The sequence below is a fragment of the Sporolactobacillus sp. CQH2019 genome, assembly GCF_028765345.1.
Taxonomy (GTDB): Bacteria; Bacillota; Bacilli; order Bacillales; family Sporolactobacillaceae; genus Sporolactobacillus.
In genome coordinates, this window is record NZ_JARAJZ010000002.1 from 231,236 (window position 1) to 251,120 (window position 19,885).

The 19,885-nt window shown below is 48.9% G+C and carries 17 protein-coding genes; 3 read left to right on the forward strand and 14 right to left on the reverse strand.

The window, feature by feature from the left end:
- Positions 1 to 411: 411 nt before the first annotated feature.
- Complete coding sequence (locus OYT88_RS04070) at positions 412 to 1,053, forward strand: cupin domain-containing protein (RefSeq protein ID WP_332238590.1); 642 nt, start codon at positions 412 to 414, stop codon at positions 1,051 to 1,053.
- A gap of 1,358 nt (positions 1,054 to 2,411) precedes the next feature.
- Here the strand turns inward: OYT88_RS04070 and OYT88_RS04075 are convergent.
- Entirely contained in the window at positions 2,412 to 3,446 is a 1,035-nt protein-coding gene (locus tag OYT88_RS04075; protein ID WP_338000538.1) for a nuclease-related domain-containing protein, read from the reverse strand.
- Between the two features lie 1,507 nt (positions 3,447 to 4,953).
- On the opposite strand from OYT88_RS04075, the gene OYT88_RS04080 reads away from it, so the two are divergent.
- On the forward strand, positions 4,954 to 6,132 hold the full coding sequence (locus tag OYT88_RS04080) for a glycosyltransferase family protein (protein ID WP_274398125.1): 1,179 nt from the start codon (positions 4,954 to 4,956) through the stop codon (positions 6,130 to 6,132).
- Positions 6,133 to 6,309: 177 nt separating this feature from the next.
- Here OYT88_RS04080 and OYT88_RS04085 read toward each other — a convergent pair whose 3' ends face one another.
- The 8 genes from OYT88_RS04085 to fabL all read right to left on the reverse strand — a co-directional run bounded on the left by OYT88_RS04085 (position 6,310) and on the right by fabL (position 15,062).
- Positions 6,310 to 6,477 carry a hypothetical protein gene (locus tag OYT88_RS04085; protein ID WP_274398126.1) on the reverse strand — a complete coding sequence of 56 codons (168 nt, stop codon included), beginning with the start codon at positions 6,475 to 6,477 and terminating at the stop codon, positions 6,310 to 6,312.
- Between the two features lie 550 nt (positions 6,478 to 7,027).
- Positions 7,028 to 8,200 (reverse strand): Ger(x)C family spore germination protein, encoded by a 1,173-nt coding sequence (locus tag OYT88_RS04090; RefSeq protein WP_274398127.1) that lies wholly within the window; start codon positions 8,198 to 8,200, stop codon positions 7,028 to 7,030.
- 1 nt (position 8,201) lies between these two features.
- Positions 8,202 to 9,740: a spore germination protein gene (locus tag OYT88_RS04095; protein ID WP_274398128.1), complete on the reverse strand. Its 1,539-nt coding sequence runs from the start codon at positions 9,738 to 9,740 to the stop codon at positions 8,202 to 8,204.
- Complete coding sequence (locus tag OYT88_RS04100) at positions 9,700 to 10,836, reverse strand: GerAB/ArcD/ProY family transporter (RefSeq protein ID WP_274398129.1); 1,137 nt, start codon at positions 10,834 to 10,836, stop codon at positions 9,700 to 9,702. The genes OYT88_RS04095 and OYT88_RS04100 overlap by 41 nt, the downstream gene beginning before the upstream one ends.
- A 225-nt stretch (positions 10,837 to 11,061) precedes the next feature.
- On the reverse strand, positions 11,062 to 12,282 hold the full coding sequence (locus OYT88_RS04105; RefSeq protein ID WP_274398130.1) for an acyl-CoA dehydrogenase family protein: 1,221 nt from the start codon (positions 12,280 to 12,282) through the stop codon (positions 11,062 to 11,064).
- Between the two features lie 12 nt (positions 12,283 to 12,294).
- Entirely contained in the window at positions 12,295 to 13,965 is a 1,671-nt protein-coding gene (locus OYT88_RS04110; protein ID WP_274398131.1) for a class I adenylate-forming enzyme family protein, read from the reverse strand.
- Positions 13,965 to 14,231, reverse strand: coding sequence for an acyl carrier protein (gene acpP, locus OYT88_RS04115; RefSeq protein WP_274398132.1), 267 nt, complete (start codon positions 14,229 to 14,231; stop codon positions 13,965 to 13,967). Before acpP ends, OYT88_RS04110 begins: the two co-directional genes overlap by 1 nt.
- 75 nt (positions 14,232 to 14,306) lie before the next feature.
- Positions 14,307 to 15,062 (reverse strand): enoyl-[acyl-carrier-protein] reductase FabL, encoded by a 756-nt coding sequence (fabL, locus tag OYT88_RS04120; protein ID WP_274398133.1) that lies wholly within the window; start codon positions 15,060 to 15,062, stop codon positions 14,307 to 14,309.
- Between the two features lie 228 nt (positions 15,063 to 15,290).
- Here fabL and OYT88_RS04125 point away from each other — a divergent pair, with 228 nt between their 5' ends.
- Positions 15,291 to 16,559 carry a beta-ketoacyl-[acyl-carrier-protein] synthase family protein gene (locus tag OYT88_RS04125; protein WP_274398134.1) on the forward strand — a complete coding sequence of 423 codons (1,269 nt, stop codon included), beginning with the start codon at positions 15,291 to 15,293 and terminating at the stop codon, positions 16,557 to 16,559.
- Between the two features lie 167 nt (positions 16,560 to 16,726).
- Here OYT88_RS04125 and OYT88_RS04130 read toward each other — a convergent pair whose 3' ends face one another.
- From OYT88_RS04130 to OYT88_RS04150, 5 genes are read right to left on the reverse strand one after another with little or no spacing between them, the layout of a single operon-like run.
- Positions 16,727 to 16,936, reverse strand: a complete 210-nt coding sequence (locus OYT88_RS04130) for a hypothetical protein (protein WP_274398135.1) — start codon at positions 16,934 to 16,936, stop codon at positions 16,727 to 16,729.
- Positions 16,933 to 18,303 (reverse strand): PTS galactitol transporter subunit IIC, encoded by a 1,371-nt coding sequence (locus OYT88_RS04135; RefSeq protein WP_274398136.1) that lies wholly within the window; start codon positions 18,301 to 18,303, stop codon positions 16,933 to 16,935. Before OYT88_RS04135 ends, OYT88_RS04130 begins: the two co-directional genes overlap by 4 nt.
- A 33-nt stretch (positions 18,304 to 18,336) precedes the next feature.
- Positions 18,337 to 18,636, reverse strand: coding sequence for a PTS sugar transporter subunit IIB (locus tag OYT88_RS04140; protein WP_274398137.1), 300 nt, complete (start codon positions 18,634 to 18,636; stop codon positions 18,337 to 18,339).
- Between the two features lie 22 nt (positions 18,637 to 18,658).
- Positions 18,659 to 19,159, reverse strand: coding sequence for a PTS sugar transporter subunit IIA (locus tag OYT88_RS04145; RefSeq protein ID WP_274398138.1), 501 nt, complete (start codon positions 19,157 to 19,159; stop codon positions 18,659 to 18,661).
- Between the two features lie 19 nt (positions 19,160 to 19,178).
- Positions 19,179 to 19,838: a class II aldolase/adducin family protein gene (locus tag OYT88_RS04150; RefSeq protein ID WP_274398139.1), complete on the reverse strand. Its 660-nt coding sequence runs from the start codon at positions 19,836 to 19,838 to the stop codon at positions 19,179 to 19,181.
- Positions 19,839 to 19,885: the final 47 nt, after the last annotated feature.

A 19,885-nucleotide genomic window follows, 5' to 3' on the forward strand; every position in this document is an offset into this window, starting at 1 on the left:
ATTCTGCGATAGCCCCATCCCCACGTGATTCTTCCGTCCTGCGGCGGGCTGCCAGCGTCCGCTTTCAGTGCGGTGAGAAGATGGAAGCCGCAGTGCGGTAAAAATACCCTTCAGCAGCACTTAAAAAATCGGCAGGAAACAGTGCAAAGCCAATAGCTGCGTATATGCGTATCATCGAAACAGATTTCAGACCCGGCGCGTTCCGATGCCGGATCCTGCTTTTCAGCATGGCGGAATCGCAGCCGCCGATAGCATAGCTAATTTTAAGAGCAGATGAGCAGGGAGGATATGCCGCCCTGAATAGGCATAATAGTCATCAATAGTGTTTAAACAAAGCAGGTCAGACACCTATGGCGGCCGCCGATCATACAATAACTCTGTGTTAAAAATTCCGGAAATGGAGTCATGCTTATGGTAACGTCTTATATGGACTATACGTCCCCTGATGTCGAATACTTTTTCGACATTAATAGGAACAGACTTAATACACGTAACGCAGAGAATTTTATTAATCGTTTGGGCCGGGACAATCTTAACACGCTAGGCAATACATCGCTTCTTGACATTTATCTAAGCCGGGGACATGTGATTGAACCCCACTATCATCAAAATGCGTCGGAGCTTGTCTATTGCATCTCCGGATCGGCCATCGTGTCGTTGATTAATCCCTTTACCAATCAAGTCGCAAATATACCCATCGCTCCCGGTCAAGTTGCAAATATCCCGCAGGGCTGGTGGCACTGGGAAATTGCCTCGCAAAATAAAACCCATTTACTCGCTATTTTTGATGCTCCTTACCCGGAATATATATTCGGATCAGACCTTTTAACAAAGACCCCGATTGAAGTGCTCGCCCATACGTACTGCCTGGATCCTCATCTGCTTAAGCAGGCCCTGGCCCCTTTGCAGGGACCATCCATTGTTATCGGACCGACTGATGAATGTCTGCAGTCAAACATTTACGGCCCCAAAAAATCAAACTCACACCCGCTGCCGAAAGATCACAATATGCCGCAGAATCCATACGCTCAAGATTCAAGATACAGCTACTGAGCATTTTCCTTCTTCTGTGAACGGTCCACTTTCTCCCCCCACTTTGCCGGCTATCTCCGCAAGCGGTTTTTTTTCGTACATTTTATGATGCACCGTTTCCTTTTTTTGCATAGCATTTTTTTCGTTCAATAAACCAAAATAATTCCGGGGGTGAGAATCAACATGAGAAATGGCAATAACTTTTGGCCGTTTTTAGCAATTTGCGGAGCAGCTACAGCAGCTTTTATTTGGTTGAGAAATGGTCAGAACAATGTGCCGCAGTGGGTCCGGCAGCCGATGCGGCAGATGAACAAAACAGCGCAGCGATTTGCCGGGGCTTTCAATCCTCAGGTTTGATCATTCAGAACACCGCCATATGAATAAGCTCCGTGCTGAAAAGCCGGAGCTTATTCACGTGCTGAATTTTTGCGCGATGCGTTGCGAGTTCCGATCGATTCGGTGCGGCCTCGATTTTTGGGTGCGACTTCGGCCTGATTCAGTGCGACTTTCTCCCGGTTCGGTGCGAGTTCCGACCGATTCGGTGCGGCCTCGATTTTTTGGCGCGTCCTCGGCCTGATTTGGTGCAACTTTCCCCCCATTTGGTGCGAGTTCCGATCGATTCGGTGCGGCCTCGATTTTTGGGTGCGACCTCGGCCTGATTTGGTGCGACTTTCTCCCGGTTCGGTGCGAGTTCTGACCGATTCGGTGCGGCCTCGATTTTTCGGTGCGGCCTCGGCCTGATTTGGTGCGACTTTCTCCCGGTTCGGTGCGAGTTCTGACCGATTCGGTGCGGCCTCGATTTTTGGGTGCGACTTCGGCCTGATTTGGTGCGACTTCGGCCTGATTTGGTGCGACTTTGGCCTGATTCGGTGCGACTTTCTCCCGGTTCGGCGCGAGTTCCGATCGATTCGGTGCGGCCTCGATTTTTGGGTGCGGCTTCGGCCTGGTTCGGTGTGACTTTCTCCCGGTTCGGTGCGAGTTCCGATCGATTCGGTGCGGCCTCGATTTTTGGGTGCGGCTTCGGCCTGGTTCGGTGTGACTTTCTCCCGGTTCGGTGCGAGTTCCGATCGATTCGGTGCGGCCTCGATTTTTGGGTGCGACTTCGGCCTGATTTGGTGCGACTTTGGCCTGATTCGGTGCGACTTTCTCCCGGTTCGGTGCGAGTTCTGACCGATTCGGTGCGGCTTCGATTTTTCGGTGCGGCTTCGGCCTGATTTGGTGCGACTTTCTCCCGGTTCGGTGCGAGTTCCGATCGATTCGGTGCGGCCTCGATTTTTGGGTGCGACTTCGGCCTGATTTGGTGCGACTTTCCTCCCATTCGGTGCGAGTTGATGCAGCGAACTTCTAAATTTTTGACTGACTTTTGACTAACTGAATTATTATCTGGATTTTGTTGTTATGTTATTTTTTCTTCTCTGATAATAATAGGTTTCGTATATTTCATGTGCGGGTCTTTTATAGTAAAGTCCTGCACCGGCTCCACTTCCGGCTATTGGAATGTTCATTTTTTTCATAAGGCGTGGAATCAGGTAACGATTTTCGACCATGAGTAATTCACGGCATTGTCTATTTGTCATGTTCCGGCCGAATAGCAGAAAATAGTCGAGTAACATTGGTTCATGTGCGGTTTGACTGCGGATCCCACAGAATGGGCAGGCCCATTGCCCATAGATACGCTGCATTGAATAATTCCGACAGTGATCACAGCAAACGCCGCGTTGTAAATTGGCCGTCTTGATTTTAAATTTTTCTAAAACATCAGGGACGTCCTCGATTTGTTCAGCAAGCAGTTGCTTTTCCAAAACATTAAGTGCCGCTTCATTTATTTTGTCTGGGTATTTTTTAAACCAACATTGAATTCGCGCGGGAATTTGTTCAGCATGAGTGACAAAATCATTAACGGAAGGCATACCGGAGAGATTATCGATAATTGCGGCGGGATTAGCGATGACAACCTGTGATTCAATCGCAGGCACAGAAATTTGATGATTGACAAGCCATTTTTTCAGTAAATATTTTTGGCGGCTGAGCTGAGTCAGCGGATTGGGAAAACCTTCACGCCGTCCGGAAATTATGCGAACCAGCTGACCGTCAGGCAAAAAGCTTAACGTTCCCGAATAGTTTTTTGCTTCCAATATTGCTAGAAAATTCGGGGTCAGTAATAATGTATCGATTTGGAATTTTTGTTCTTCAATGGATAAGCGTAAATCATAGAAGATTCGTACTCTTTCATCGGGAAAACTGCGCAGATAAAAATCCAGTTCCTGTTCGCCGTGCCATCCTGCCTCAAGCCGAGCCAGATCCTTCTCGATCGCGGCTACTCCCGGAATGTCGCGGGGCAAATGCCACAGCAGGGACTGTTCTGCAAGCAAACGCCACGGCGCAAAAAGCGGCTTCACAATCAAACAAATCACTCCTTTTCAAGTACAATTTACTTTAATAAAATAAAATTCAACAATCATTTTAAAAATCCTGTTCTTGCAGTTCCAAAGAGAATATTGAAATATCTCAAAAAAGCACGAATTTCGGAGACATTTGTTGTTAAAATGTTATTTAGCATTGATTTTTACACTAATAAAGGTATTCGAAATAATTTTTAAGAAAATCTGCTTTATTAGTCACAAGCATAAAATTTTGCCCAGTATCCATTGACGATTCCCCGTTCAGCACGATTTTGGCGTAATTCCCAAGACGCTGACTCCTGCTCATGGAGCGAAATGAAACCTAGCCAAAAGAGCGCCGCTACCTGAATATGGGCTTTTACTGGGACTTGAAGAAAAAAAGTGACGGCACGCAGCAACCGCCAAGGTAGCCAGTATCCGTTCATGATGAGGCTCATCCAGCTGAGATAATTTACACACAAAAAGGACTTGACCATTTTTGGTGCGACCTCTGTCTGGTTTGGTACGACTTTCCCCCCATTCGGTGCGACTTCTGTCTGGTTCGGTGCGACTTTCCCCCCATTCGGTGCGACCTCTGTCTGGTTTGGTACGACTTTCCCCCCATTTGGTGCGACTTCTGCCTGGTTCGGTGCGACCGCTCCTGTTCGGTGCGAGTTCCGCCTGATTTGGTGCGACTTTCCCCCCATTCGGTGCGACTGCTCAGATTCGGTGCGAGCTCAAAATTTCGGCGCAAGTCAGGCTCAATCCGTGTGGGTTTGGCCTAGCAATGAAAATTTCTCTTCTTTTGTTTTCTCCTCCCCTATTCTGGTTCGGAATTTCTTAAATCCGGTTTGTTTCCCACTGTTCTGTGCGTGTTCTGCCTTCTGCAATTTTTTTGATCCCTGTTTTTTGTCAGATGTATTGCTTCAGCAATCATTCTGATCAGATTGCCGATATCTGTGAGCTGAAAAACTATAATTTTCATTATCTGGATAGGATGACGATTTTACAGGACGGCCCCCTATTTGCGACTGATGCGCATGTCCATGTTTTTTAGCCATGGAAAACAGCAGTGGTTCAAAACTGGCTGTTTTCCCGGAATAATATTCTGATTGTCGAACCCTTATTCAGACGTTTGTTCGGTTTGAGATTTCCCCTTTATTAACGATCATTTTATACGTAACATGCAGGTTAAATTGTCAAATAATTTAAAATATGTTATAATAAATTTAATGATTTTTTAATAATTATTCTCCCCGCGTTTTTTTGCAGTCACTCCGAATTCCATGAGCACTATTTGTTACGCTCAGCTATTCCCTATAATAATTCTAAACAGGTGGAATTTCGTTTTTCTGTTTTTTTTTAACTTCATCAGAAAAAGAGTGGCTGCTTCCGATATTCCGTGGCATTTTCTGCGCGAACGGATTCGGAAACGGCCGGTCGGGGCTTTCCTACTCTCGGAACAGCGGCGTCGCTCTGGTTCGGCGCACATTTGCAGATTCCCCGGCTCCGGGGAGAATGGACAGGAGCTGGTGTTATTTTGCAAGAAGGATATCATTTTAAAGATGAGGGAAAGGGTGAAGTCCGCGATTATCTTGATTTTTATCATTCCATCGATTTCGATCCGGTTGAGCAAAGCCTGCCCGATCGGGTGCGCACGCTCACCTTCGTCCTCGGAGGCATGCTTCCGTACAGCGGCGGCAGAACTTCTGTCTTAAAGCTGGGTACCTATCTGAGCCAAAAAGGCTATCAGGTCGCCTACCTCAGCTATAAACCGCAGTCCGTGGAGGAAATGGAACGGAACGCCGAATTGAATCTTCCCGGCTATCTGGGAAAGATTCTTCCGGCGTCGGCGCTTGAAAGCTATCAATCAGATGTGTGGATCGCTACTTTCTGGGAATCCGCCTATGTGATCAAAAATCTGCACGGGTACAAAATGTACTTCGTTCAGGATTATGAGCCTTATTTTTATGATTACGGGGATCAATATCTGCTGGCCAAAAAAACGTATGATTTGAACCTGCATATGGTCAGCCTCGGTCCGTGGAATAAAGCAATGATTGAAAAAAACTGCTCGCCGCTGAGCCCGGTTGACAGCATTCCTTTTGCTTTTGAACCGGCGGACTATCCGGAAGTTCCGCGTGATTTCAGGAAATACCCGCAGAAAAAGGAGCTGTCCATTGCCGTTTACAATCGGCCGACGGCCAGGCGGGCGCCGATCATTACGCAACTGCTGATGAAACGGCTGGAGGAACAGCTGCAGAACGAGGGAATCACACTTCATGTTTATTATTACGGATCGCCGCTCGGCACCTTTTTTGCCAACGGAACCAATCTCGGCAAACTGAACAAGTCGGAGCTTTTTAAACTCTATGCAAAATGCGATTTCGGCATGGTGGCCTCGATGAGCAATATTTCACTCGTTCCGTTTGAAATGATGCACACCGGATTGCCGGTGATGGAGTTTGCAGACGGCACGCTCCCCTACTTTTTTGAAAAGGGTTCGGCTCTGCTGACAAGCATGGATTTTCATGACTTTTCGCGCCGCTTCCATTTTTATCTGAAACGGCCGAAGGAATTGGAAAAAATGACCGCGTTCGCTAAAAAGCAACTGAAGCGGACAAACTGGCAGCGCACAGCCGCTGCGTTTGCGCAGATTGTCGGAAAAATCGACGGACAGTCGAAAAACGATTCTGTCCGATTCGGATCGCTGGTCTGAACAAGTTCATGCCTTTCTGCTGCACCGGTCCGGATCGCTGAAAGCGTTTAGCTGTGCTTCGCCAATCCCTGTTTTGTTTTCTCAATGCCGGCGCTCCCCCGCATCGCTGCCGGTTTTTTCCCTGCGGAGGGCTTACAGCCGAAACTTATCAATCGGAGCGGCTGAATTCACCATTTTTTAATTCTCCGACTGCTGGCTGCGAGAGCCGGAGAATTTCCCCGGATGAATCCGCCAGTGCTCAGCTTCCTTCTTCATTAAGCAATCTGAGCCGCTGAGCAGCAGACGAGGTTCTCGGATCAAAACACGTTTCAAAAAGGCGGCGGTGAGCTGAGCGCTGTTTTTCATGTAACCGGCCCGCCCGTTTTAGCCGCATGTTCGAAGCACGTTCATCTGCTTATTGGCTTTAAAAGCCCATCTCCCGGTCCGATCAGCTTTAAAGCGCCGGATGTTTTTTTAAATCAACGCAAACCTTTCAACGCTACGGCGCTTATTTTTTTGTCTGCATCCGCTGCGTCTGCGGGGGAGCCTCGATATTTTGTGCACGGATCGTCGTGTACCCGGCTTTTTGCCTTCCCGCTCCGTACCGGGCCCTGCATTCCCGCGTTTTCTATACCGAGGCCATGAGAAATCCTGATGTTAAGGTATTTTCGGCCTATTAGTGACTTGTATAATTATACCAATGAGGTAGAAGTGTTAAGCTGGAGATCCCTTACTGACTTTTAACCACCTTGTTATAATTATCCGCCGGGGGGTTCATTCCGGCACCATGGTTGCTGCCGTGGGAATCGGCAGCCATCGGAGAAATGCTGAACAGTGAAGTCTTGAAACTCAAATCCGTCATTCATGATCAAACAGCCATTCCAGAGAAAATGCTGAACAGCGGAGTCCTGAAACATCAATCTAAAGTCGGCATCATATTATTTTTCCCTGAATCTTTTATGTAAGCATGGACCTCTACCTTTTTTAAAGTCAGTTTGTCAAGATCTATTTTCCCGTTATGTTGAAGCCGATGCCATTTTGCGGAATATTTGCTTCTGTAAAGCGCTTCGGAAAAATGAAAAGCATCTATATGCTGGTTGACGGATACACGATACGTTCTTTCTATTTCTCTCCTTACTTGTGTTTCGAGGAGTCTTTCCAATGTTCTTTCGTGTGTCGGTTTAATAATTGTCATGACGTGTGCCGTTACGTTAATGTCAATCGTAAAGCGGACCTTGCCGGTGCGGTCCATAGCCGGCACAATTCTGGACTTCGTGCCGGTAACATCTACGGAAGCCAGATACCGCTCCTGATCCTTCAGAATGACGCGCACACGTCCCACGCCGCCGCTGTAAAGCCATCTAAGCCCGTATACATCAGTGCAAATTAATTTCCCCTGTATATCATTTTCGGATAGGATGACGACGCCCAAGTAATCGGTATCCGTCTGGCCTTTATGCAATCCGCTTCTTTCCTTAAGGGAAATAAGCGGCAGTTCCGTCTGATGATTGGGTTCATCGAGGCTCAGAATCAATTCACGCAGGGACTTGGGCCTGACATAGGAATTCTGCAAATAATTGTTGTCCGGATCGCTTAACTTGCTCATTGATATAGGAATTTTATTAATCGGAACGGAAGTCAGATACTTTTCCAGATCACTGCCCGCAGCGACATAATACAAAATATTATAACGTGTGCTGTAATTTCTGTTGATTAAATCAATGCTTTCCTTAAGCCCCCGATGATGGATCACTCTTTCCGACAAAAGGACAAAAGAGAGGTGGCCCCAATAAACATGACGATCCATAAGAAGATACAGATTGCTTACCGCTTGATTGATCGTTCTCCCCGAAGCCTTCACTATAGATGAGGAGCTGCTGCTCGAACCGCCTCCCAGCCCCCCGCCGGACGTTCCGACCATGGATGAGAAATCGATAAACTGCACGTACACCACGTATTGCCCGCCTTGATAATCAAAGCCGATCCCATGTGCATAAACCATTCTCTCCGGCTCATTGGAATCCCCGCCGCAGCCGCACAGCCCCGATATCGTTAGCAGGATGGCAAAAATGCCGGCGTGTTTTCTCATGTTAATTTTTTCCTTTTGGCGTATTATCCCGGGAAAACAACATGACCGGCCTCTTTTTATTGTATCGTGCCGGCAATCTGAACATAGCTTTCACTATGTTGAAAAAATCAAGATTGGCCAGCATTTCCATATAAGGGAGGCCGAATATCCGTAAATTTGAAACATAAACGATGATAAAGAAAAATGATAATATAAACCCGAACAATCCCAAAAAAGAAGCAAGCACAATCGTTGCGATCCGAAGCAGACTAATCGCTCCTATAATTCCCTGATTCGTAAATGTGAACGTGGAAATGGTCGACACGGCAATAACAACCATCATGGCCGGGCTGGTCAGCCGCGCATCAATAACCGCTTGGCCAATAATCAGGCCTCCGACGACACTGACCGTGAAACCGATCGACTGCGGCATGCGCATCCCGGATTCTTTTAACAATTCGAACAGGATGATCACCACGATTGCTTCAAGACCCGTCGGCAGCGGCAATCCCTGGCGCGATTCAACAACCGGGGCCAGCAGCGTAAGCGGCAGCTGGTTTTGATGAAAAGTTGTGATGGCAACCCAGAAGCCAGGCAGATAAGCCGCAAAAAACACGCCGAATATTCTCAGCGCCCGCTCAAAGGAACTGTAAAAAGACGAAAATTCGCTGTCGCCCGACGATTTCAGCAGGAAGAACAGATTGGTCGGCACGATATTTGCATAAGCGACTCCGTCGATTAAAATAGCGCATCGGCCGCTCAATAAGCTTTCAACAACAAAATCAGGACGTCCGGAATAAGAGTGCTTCGGAATGAGAAACGGAACTTTTTCGATCAATTCCATAAACTGATTCCCGCCATAGACAGCATCTACGTCGATTGCTTTGATACATTTTCTTAATTCATCAAGAATATGTTTGTTGGCAATGTCTTTAATAAAAAGAAGGCCGACTGGGGTCCGTGAACGCCGTCCGATCTGATAGTTCTCGACTTTTAGCGAAGTCGTTTTCAGCCGCTTGCGGATTAACGCAATATTTATCGATAAGTCCTCAATAAAGTTGTCCCGCGGGCCTTTTATGCTGACTTCCGTTCTCGTTTCTTCCGGAGTTCTTTGCGGCCGTTTGGAAATGTCCGCTGAAAAAATATACGAACCGTTTTTTAGATAGAACAATACCTTTCCGGAAAAAACATCGTCCGTCATCTGCTTTTCATCGGTCACTTCGGCCAGATCCGGCAAATGCAGGGACTGCAGGATTCTGTCCTTCGTCATTACCGCGTTCTGATTACTCTGGAAGAAGTTCTCCATTTTCGGAAACATCGATTGGTTGAGCATTTCTTTATCAACCATGCCTTCGCAGTTGACAATGATTGCCTGATGATCGCCGAACCGCATCTGTTGAAAATGGATATCGGAACATCCGGCAAACACTTTTTGCAATTCGTTTTCACTGATCGATGTTTTAACGGTCTCTTTTCCGCCTTCACTGCCGATCCCGCGATCTGTGATCGTCTGAAGCTTTTTAACTCCTCCCGGTTTCCGGTTCGCTTTTTTTCTGCGCATTGCCGCTTCCTCCCTCGATACCGTTTACAATCCAAACAATAAGCCCAAAAATGATTGATAGGGCCAGAAAAAACCACAAAGTCAGCGGCATAAAAATCTTTTCGGACAAAGTATAAAAGGTCATATCACTGACCGGCCAGAGAACGCATACGATAATCAGAAAGCCGTAAAGCGATAATAAAAGTAATTGCGTTCTCTTCTTTTTAATTTGATACACTTCCGCAGAAATATACAGAAGCAAGGAAACGCGTATAAAGGCCCCGCTCAGCCATTGATAAATTGAAAAAAAATCAACATGCTCTATGAATCGGCCCAGCGTTAAAATACTCCACTCTTCGTAAGCGGGAAAGGTCTGCTTCGATGCCTCCACGGGACCGAATTCAGTGATCGCCCCGATAAACGGTCCGGCGGTCAGGAAAGAGAGTAAGAAAGCATTGATTGCCAGGGCCTTATAATTTATCGACCCGTGAACTTTATGACTGAGAAACAGAACCATCATTAATTCGATGGCCCCCGATAATGTATAGATCGTGCCGGAAAAAACAGGACCCATACCCTGCTCTAAAACAGGACGGAGGAGCGAGAAGTCTTTGAAGTGCATATTTGAAATGCCGACAAACCATCCCAGAATGACAATGATTGTCAATAAAAAGACGTTGGTAATTGCTAAGGATTGCAAGCTTGTCGATGCCATAAGAGCACAAAGAATTGTAAACAATATAATAAGAAAAACAGACGGCGTATTAACGAGATAGGCAACTTTCGTCCACGCCGTCATTTCTTTGGAAGTGGTAAAAGCAAGAAAGACGAGATATAAACTAATCATTACTTTCAATAATGTCGTCGGCCAGGTCCCGATATGCCGATCCAGCCAGCTGAATAAATGACCCCTGCCTGTGCCGTTATAAATATAAATAAGTAAAAAGCCCCACAGTGAAATAAGAATAAAAGCTAAGATGATCGACAGCCACCCGTCTCTTCCTGCAGATTGAATAAGCGCCGGGATGATCATCACGTGGTTCTTGAGGCCGATGCCTGTGATTAACAGCAGAGAAATTTGAACGACCGATATCTTTCCTAAAGTTTTCCGCTTCATTTATTGTCTCCTGTTCAATTTTTTTCAAAGTTTCCCTATGATAGATCCACTTCGACTCAGACCGGCACTGGGCATTATTCCGCAAAAAAAAAATGCCCGCACGTTGTTATTTTGACAACTGTGGGGGCATTTCTATTCGTGAAATCCGCCGATATCATTTTTGTGCAGGCGCTGCCGCACGTGAACGGAGTCTCTCAGCACTTTCGCCGACTCTCCCGGCACCGCCTACATCTGACGCTTTTCCCGCCTCCGGCGGCGGGCATGCGTGATCAGTGCCTCAGCAACGGTCATTTTCTGCATATCGTCTGTCCCTTCTTCAAACCAAAGCGACCGGGCATCACGGTAAAGCCGTTCTACCGGACTGGCCTTGCTGTAACCGATGCCGCCGAACAGTTTCAGGGCACCGTCCGTTACAAGACGCGATGTCTGAATCGCCTGCGCCTTTGCCACGGCCGCTTCAGACGATATATCTTCCCCTAAATCATATTTTTCCGCAGCATCCACGCACAGCATCCGGGTACTCTGAATCGCGATCTGCATCTCAGCCAGTTTCATCTGCACAGCCTGGCGGCTGACAAGCGCTTTGCCGAATGTCTTTCTTGTCTGAACAAAATCGAGCGCCGCATCCAGAGCCTGCTGAGAAAGCCCGACCATTGACGTAGCAATGCCGACCCGGCTCTGATCGAGAAACGCCCGGAGCGCAACGTCAAATCCGCCGCCGATGCCGCCGATAATGTCCTCCTCTCCCACCTCGCAGTGATCGAAAGTGACGACGGCATGCGTGCAGCCGATATCTCCCATCATCGATCCCATATCTTCGAAAATCACTCCGGGATGATCCTTGGCGACAAGGAAGGCAGTCAGGCTGCTGCGGCCTGCCGCCCCTTCCATTTTAGCAATCACTGTAATAAACGCGGCTTCTTCAGCAAATGTGATCAGATGTTTGCGGCCGTTCAGAACATAGTGTCCGTCTTCTTCGCCGGCGATCGTGTGCAGATCGATGCCTGTCCCGTAATCGGGTTCCGTTAAAGCAAAAGCCGCCGATTTTCCTTCATTTACAAGTTTCGGCAGCCAGTATTGCTGCTGTCTGGAAGATGCTCTGTTAAGCGTTCTCCAAATGCTGTTGTAAGCATGGAAAGCCATGCGAATCGCTCCATGACAATGGGCGATCTCTTCAAGGCACGGAAGATACAGCACCAGCGGCAGGCCTTCTCCTCCTGCCCATCGGGGAATGGTCAATTTATGGAAACCGAGGGCAACTATCCGCTTCCAAAACTCATCGGGAATTCTTTCTTCCCGTTCGATCCGCGCCCCCCATTCCGGCGCTTCCTCCCGGCAGAATGTCAGAACCCGTTCATAAACGGCTTTGGCCCGATTGATTGACTCTTCGCTGTAAGAACTATGAAATTCGGCCGCTCTAAACCAGCTGTTCTCAAATAGACTCATCGAACCGACATCTCACTTTCTCTCGCTTGCCGACAGATGATCGGCTTTGATTCTTTCAAGCACCCATTCTCTCAGTACATTCTTTTTCGGCTTGCCGGATTCGGTTCGCGGCAGTTCGTCAAAAAATTCCAGACGATCGGGAAACTGAAATTTCGCTAATCCATGCACGCCCAGATAATCTCTCAGTTCGTCCAATCGGAATGCCTGCCGCCCTTCCTGCAGGACAACGCAGGCAACAGTCTGCGCGCCAAGAGTCGGGTGCGGGGCACCGACGACGTTGACTGCCCCTACTCCGGGAAAGCCGCCGAGAACGTCCTCTACGCTCTTCGGGTCAATCTTAGTGCCCCCGCGATTGATGATATCGTCTGAGCGGCCGAGAAAAGTATAACGGCCGTTTTCATCCTGGCGAAGGAGATCGCCGGAATGAAACCATCCTTCCCGGTCCCACTGTTTCGCAGCGAATTCGGGAAGCTCAAAATAACCGGCACAGAAGTTCGGACCGCGGGACCACATCTCTCCCGCTTCGCCTCTTTCAACAACCTTTCCCTCTTCATCCACCAGTTTTACTTCTTCGCCGGGCACAACAAATCCAACCGTTTTGCTGACCGCTTCAATCGGATCGTCCGGCCGGGTCAGCGTAGCGACAAAACCTTCCGTCCAGCCGAACAGGCAGCCGACCTGAATGCCGCTTGTTTCCTGAAGGCGCCGCAGTATAGCGCTCGGTACGGATGCACCCGCATAAATGAAAACTTTAACACTCGAGGTATCGGCCTCTTCCAGACCGGAATAGTTCGCCATGTGTGTTACATGAGGCGGCGCACCGATGATAAACGCCGCCTTTTCCTGCTCCGTCCAATCGAGGACGCGTTTGGCTGAAAAACGGTCAAGCAGCACGATCCGGCCGCCCGTCGCGATCGTCATCATAATGCCGGCAAGCATGCCGGTCTGATGGGCAATCGGTGCAACATCAAGCACACAGTCCCCCGGCATGTAGCCAAAATTCTTTGCATAGGCCCGCGCGGCCCACAAATAATTGCCGTGCAGCTGCACAACGCCCTTGGGCGATCCCGTCGTTCCCGAAGTAAAAACCATAACAAACCCATCCGCAGGTCCCGGTGCATTCTCCTGTAAAACGTCTTCTGAAAGCTTTCTGCCGCTGTTTTTTAACGCCTCGAAATGTGGAACGCTGTCCGGAACGCCGGCAACATCACCCTGAACAATTACGCTGACCAGACTGGGAACCTCTTTTTTAATTTCCAAGGCTCTTTGCCACAAATGGTGTCCACGATAACTGTCGACGGTGATCCACAATTTCGACTGTGATTGTTTCAGGCTCTTGATGATCGCATTTTCTCCGAGATCAACCTGAAGAAGTACGCTGACGGCGCCGATCCGGGAAGCTCCAAAAATGGCCAGCACATAATCCAGTGTATTAGGCAGCTGCATGGCAATGCGATCGCCCTTTCTGATGCCCATCCGGTAGAATTCCGCTGCCAGTGCTTCGACCTTTTCCCATAATTCTTTGTAGCTCAGGCTTTGCCGTTCATCTTTATGAATGAGATCCGGATTTTTTTCAACATCGGCTTTCAGTACATCAACGAATGACTCGTTTTCCCATATTCCCTTGTCCAGATACTCATTGATCCTTCGTTCCGATAAAACCTTGCCGCGGAAATTAAACATTAACGGTCCCCTTTCTCTTCCAACTTCTTATAAAGATAGGCAACGACGCCCGATACAGTCGCTATTTCATCGAAATCCGCTTCAGGTATCTCCAGATTAAACTCATCTTCAAACGCAATCGCCAGCTCCGTCAGATCGAGGGAATCGGCACCGAGATCATCGACAAACAGACTGTTTTTCTTAATTTTGTCCTGATCCACCTGCAATTGCGCGGCAACGACTTTTTTGACCCTGTTTTCAATTTCCTGTTCCGTCAGCTTTTCCATCTTCAAGTGCATCTCCCTGCCGTATGTTTTCTTCCGGTCGTCTGTAAAGCGAATGGCTCGAAGACAGCGCCGCTTTCAGACAAGCGGAAGAGTGACCCCGCCGTCAACCCGGATGGTCTGTCCGCGGATCATCTCAGCCTCTTTCGAGCAGAGAAAAAGTGCCAGATTGGCAACATCATCCGCATTAACCATTCGGCCGGACGGCATCTTTGCTTTCAAATGTTTGATCGTCTGTTCCATTTCCGGAAAATGCTTCAAAGCATCCGTGTAAACCGCTCCTGCGGCGATGGCATTGACATTGATTTTTCGTTCTGCCAGTTCAACGGCAAAATAACGCACCAGCGATTCAAGGGCAGCTTTGCTTGCGCCCACCGATGCGTAATAAGGAAAAACATAATCCGCTCCGAACGAAGAGAGCGCAATCACGGATCCCCCCTCTTCCGGCATGAGCCGCACCGCCTGCTGCACCGCAATAAGAAAGGCACGGGTATTGACGGACAGTGTCCAATCCCAGCCCTTAGTGTCCAGCTCCATCGTCGATCGGTTTCTCCCGGACGCGGCGCCGTGGATAAAAATATCGACTCTTCCGAAAACGGTTTTGATTTGATTAAACATTTCCTTGATTTTCGTCTCGTCAGCCATATTTGCCCGGACAACTAGCGCCCGTCGTCCGGCGGCCTCTATTTCAGCAGCCGTTTTTCTGGCTGCTTCGCCGTTCCGCACGTAATTGACGACGACATCGGCTCCTTCCTCGGCAAAACGGACGGCAAGCCTGTGCCCAATGCCGCGGGAACTCCCTGTGACGCAGGCGACCTTTCCTGCAAAACGCAAGATCTCACCTCCTTCCGTTTCATCCGATTTTTCGTTTCCCTCTAAAAACAGAATTCCCGAAAAACGAGATTCCCGCACAGCAGAAAACTTAAAAATGTGATACCATAATCTTGAAATTTATTTCCTCTGTTTCTTCTATATTGTTTCAAATATACTGATAATCTTCAATTATTTTGAAGGCAAATGAATAAATGTTAACAATTTTGCCTTTTAATGGGGGGGTCACTTGTGCAGAAAAAAACACGAATTGTCGTGACGGGAATGGGTGCAATCACCCCATTTGGGCAGGGAATTACATCCTTCTGGGAAAATTTGATTGCAGGTAAAACCGCCGTCCGGATGACTTCCGATGAGCAGCTCAGGAAATGGGCCCCGGTCACCGCAGAAGCGGCGACATTCTCGGCCGAGGATTTTATGGAGCGGAAGCTGATCAGAAAGACCGACCGTTTCAGCCAAATGGCGCTGGCCGCGACAGCGGAAGCTCTCAGTAATGCGGGATGGAAAAGCCGTGAGGAATTAAACGGCGACTATGACGGAAATCGTGTCGGCATTGCTATGGGATGCGCTTTCGGCGGTGTGCAGACACTTGACGAAGGTATGAAAAGGCTGGCCGGCGGCGCGGCTCATGCAGGACCGCGGCTTGTTCCGAAATCGATTCCGAATGCCGCCGCAGCAACGATTGCCAGGCAGTGGGGCATTCACGGGCCCGTTATTACCTATTCTACCGCCTGTGCCTCATCCGCGAATGCAATCGGCGAGGCCAGTTATTGGCTTCGCCTCGGTGAAGCGGATATGGTCATTGCCGGCGGTACAGAATGCCTGTTCAGCCCGGTGATACTGGCAGGGCTTCGATCGGCCGGTGCACTTGCCGTTTCCGGACCGGAGGATGATCCCGGCGCCTGGTCGCGGCCGTTTGACGCCGGCCGGGCCGGAATGGTCATGGGTGAGGGGGCGGGTATTCTGATTCTTGAGACCTACGATCATGCCGTCCGTCGCGGAGCGAAGATTTATGCGGAATTTTCCGGTTACGGAGCAACCAACGACGCGTACCATGAAACCGCCCCCGATCCGACCGGGTTCAGTGCCGCGCTGGCGATGACACGCGCCCTGCATCAGGCGGACATCGATCCATTGCAAATCGACTACGTGAATGCGCACGCGACCGCTACTCAGGCAGGCGATGCCGCAGAAAGCATCGCACTGCATGAAGTCTTCGGAAATAGTTTAAACCGGATCCCTGTCAGTTCAATCAAGGGAGCCGTCGGACATTTGCTGGGTGCAGCGGCAGCCGTTGAAAGCATCGCCTGTATCAAAGCACTGGAGACGGAAACGCTGCCTCCGACCATCAACTGCCGGCAAAAAGATGCTTCCGCACCCGCGGATATTGTTCCGGATCTCAGCCGGCATCATAGAAAGATCGGGTTTGCTCTGAGCAACTCATTCGGCTTCGGCGGGCAGAACGGCGTGCTCATCTGGAAAAATGCTGCGTCGCTCTGAGAACAAATCCGCAAGATAGCAAATGCTGCTTTCATTGCCCGGCAGCAGGATCATTATTGAAGCGCAAGCATCGAATAACCCACGCCCGGTCAGGGCCTGGGTTATTCGATTTATCCGGGATCTGAAGCGACTGCCGTGCCTGCTGCATGCGAAGCAGGCACGGCGGCTTAAGATTCACGCATTTTTTTGAGCCGTTCAATCTTTTCTTTTCTGATCCGGTCATAGGCACCGAACAGCACTTTGTTTCCCTTGACGCGGACGAGAAAAGCCAGGGCGAGACTGGCGATCAGCAGAAAGACATTGCTTTGAACCAGTGTCAGGACAAAGAGGGCAAAGGACAGGCCCAGCATGAGATACCAAAATGTTTTCTTAATCATGAAACATCCGCTTCGCTTTCGCCGTCAGCGGCAACTTCTTGTTTGTTTTGCCGGTCGATGTCTTTATACAGCCAATAGAACAGAACCATCCAGGCGACAAGGCCGAGAATAGCCCAAATGTTAAATTTAGCTGCAAAAGCTGCCAGAAAGCGGAAATCAGGTGATTCAAAGGTGCTCCAGCTCAGCATCATGCCGTGTGGGATCTTAACCGTTCCGACTGCTTTTCCGAGCCGCGTAATATACGGTGCAAAGAACGTTGCCGCATAAAGAAACAGCGGTGAAGTAATCAGTCCCATAATCAACATATGGATAATGTTGGCATTGGTCAGGAGCAGCGCCGCAACAACGAACGACAGATTAATAATGCCGGCAAAAGGCAGAACCGCATTGCCCGGAAGCACAATCGCACAGATCAGCAGGATCGGTATCGTGATAATGACGGCGACCCACAGTTCGCTGCGGCCGGCAAGAATCGGCCAGTCGAGCCCAATGAGCACTTCCTTATCGGAAAACTTATTGCGCATGTATTCGGATACTCCCTCAGAAATCGGCGATAGAGCCTGGGAGAATAATTTTGAGATCATCGGGAACAGAACAAGTGCCGAGGCCGCCTGGACAGCCAGCGTCAGGGAACCCGAGATGCTGTAGCCGGCAGCGAAACCGAGAAGCAGGCCGATGATGGCACCCATGACTTCGTTTTCACCGAAAATACCGATCTTCTCTTTCAGAAAATCCGAATCCACTTTTTTGTTGAGGCCAGGCGTTTTATTCAGCAGAATTTCTACAGGATGGAGAATGTTCGCCAACAACGTAATATGATGAGGCACCGTCACGCCGGGAATCCCCGTCAGTTTCTCGACCCGCGGCCCCCAGATATCCCCGACCTTGAGTTCCAGAACGACCTGAAGAGCCGCCGCCAGAAAACCCATAACATAACTTCCGGAGATATAGGAAACCATCACGGCAGTGAATATTTTCGACCAGACGTTCCACATATCCACGTTCAATGTCTTCGTCCAGTTAAAAATCAGCATCACGATATTGATACCGATCTGCAGCGGGAACATCAGGAAGGCATACGGCCAGGCCCATGATATCGCCGCCATGCCCGGCCATCCGCCGTCCACCGCGGTCAGAGTGATTCCGGTCCGTTGCGAAAGCGCCTGCGCGGCCGGACTGATCGAACCGGTCATGAAATTAATGACCAGGGTCATACCGGTAAAAGCAATGCCCAGCGTTAATGCTGCCGAAAACGCATCTTTGAATTTCATTCTTGCGATCAGGCCGACGATCAACATGATAATCGGCACAAACACCGGGGCACCCAGATTAAGGATATAATTGACAACTTCCCTAAGCACTTGCATGATTTTCCCCTCCGTTTTTCCTTGAATTTATGTTTACTTCACTTTCTTTGCATCCGCCTTCTTGATTGCATCAACCAGTTTTTCAAATTCTTTGTCCTGGCCCATCCCCGTTAGAAAAGCAACGCCGTTAATCACAGGAATGGTGAATTTTTTATTCGTCCGGACGATCGACACATATACATCCGCGCCTTTGATAAAATTATCCAGCGATTTAATGTCCACCGCTTCAACCGTTGAATGAATGTTCTGCTCCTTCAGCATTCTGTTGATTTTGGATGCCACCGTCTGTGAAGTCGCAACTCCCGAACCGCAAGCCACAATAACTTTTGCCATGATCTCTGCACTCCTTCATGTTTTATACGGCCTGTTCCGCCGCAAATGATTTTTTAATGATTTGAAGAACCTGCTCATCGCTCGACGTATGAAGCAGCTCATCAATGACCGATTCATTGGATAGCATGCCCATTAACTTCTGCAGTACTTTGACCTGAAGACCGTTGCGCATCACACCGAGCAGAAAGATAATCTCCGCCTGGATTTTCTGATCATCAGGACGTCCGCCCATCGGCGCGAACGCAATCGGCTGCTTCGGACGGATGACCGCAATAAAAGGTTTTTGGATATGGACGGGATCGGCATGAGGAATCGCCGCGCCGACCGACGCTGTCTGCAGTCCGGTCGGATAGTTTCGTTCGCGCTCCGTGATCGCTTTATAAAAAGTTTGCTTAACATACCCTCCGCGTTCAAGGAACCCGGCGATTTTTTTAAAAAAATCCGCTGCATCCGCCCATTCCGCGTCAAGAAAAACCAGATCCTTTTTGAAAAATAAATCGAACGTCAAATTATCTTCCGTCATCGGAATCGCCTCCAGATACTTATGAAAAAATAACCTCTTTCGGATATGCCCATTGCACGATTTCCGACGGAGGCAGCGCTTCCGGTTCTTTACCGCCGTTCACAGTCAGTACGTTATAATACATCTGCGCCAGTTCCTCCAAATAAGAAACCTTCAGAAAAGCATCGTATATATCGCTGCCAACACCGATCGTTCCGTGTTTCTCCATCAGCGCCACATCCGAATCTTTGAGTGTATCGGCGACATGATCAGCCAGTTCGTAGGTCCCCGGTCGGCCGTACGGAGCAACCGGTACATAGCCGCGTTTAGCCCCGAGCGCCTGTAATTCATAGACAATGGCCGGAATCGTTTTACCGAGAACGGCAAAAGAAGTGGCATACATCGAGTGTGTATGGGCAACGGCCTTTATATCCGGACGTGCTTCGTAAGCTTTCAGATGCATAAGCAATTCGCTTGTCGGTCTCAATCCGGACAGGTTTTCAATGACATGGACATTTTTATCGACGACCACCATATCCCGCGGGGTCAGCAGTTCTCTGTCGACGCCGGTCGGTGTAAAAACAAATAAGCCGCTTTCGGGATCACGCGCACTGAAATTACCGGATTTATGTTTGCAAAGTCCGTTGCGCTGCGCCCTTTTTGACAGTTCACAAACTTCTTTTTTCAGATAATCTAACATGATTTAACGCTCCTCGTATGATTATTTTCAATTTCTATTTAAAGAAG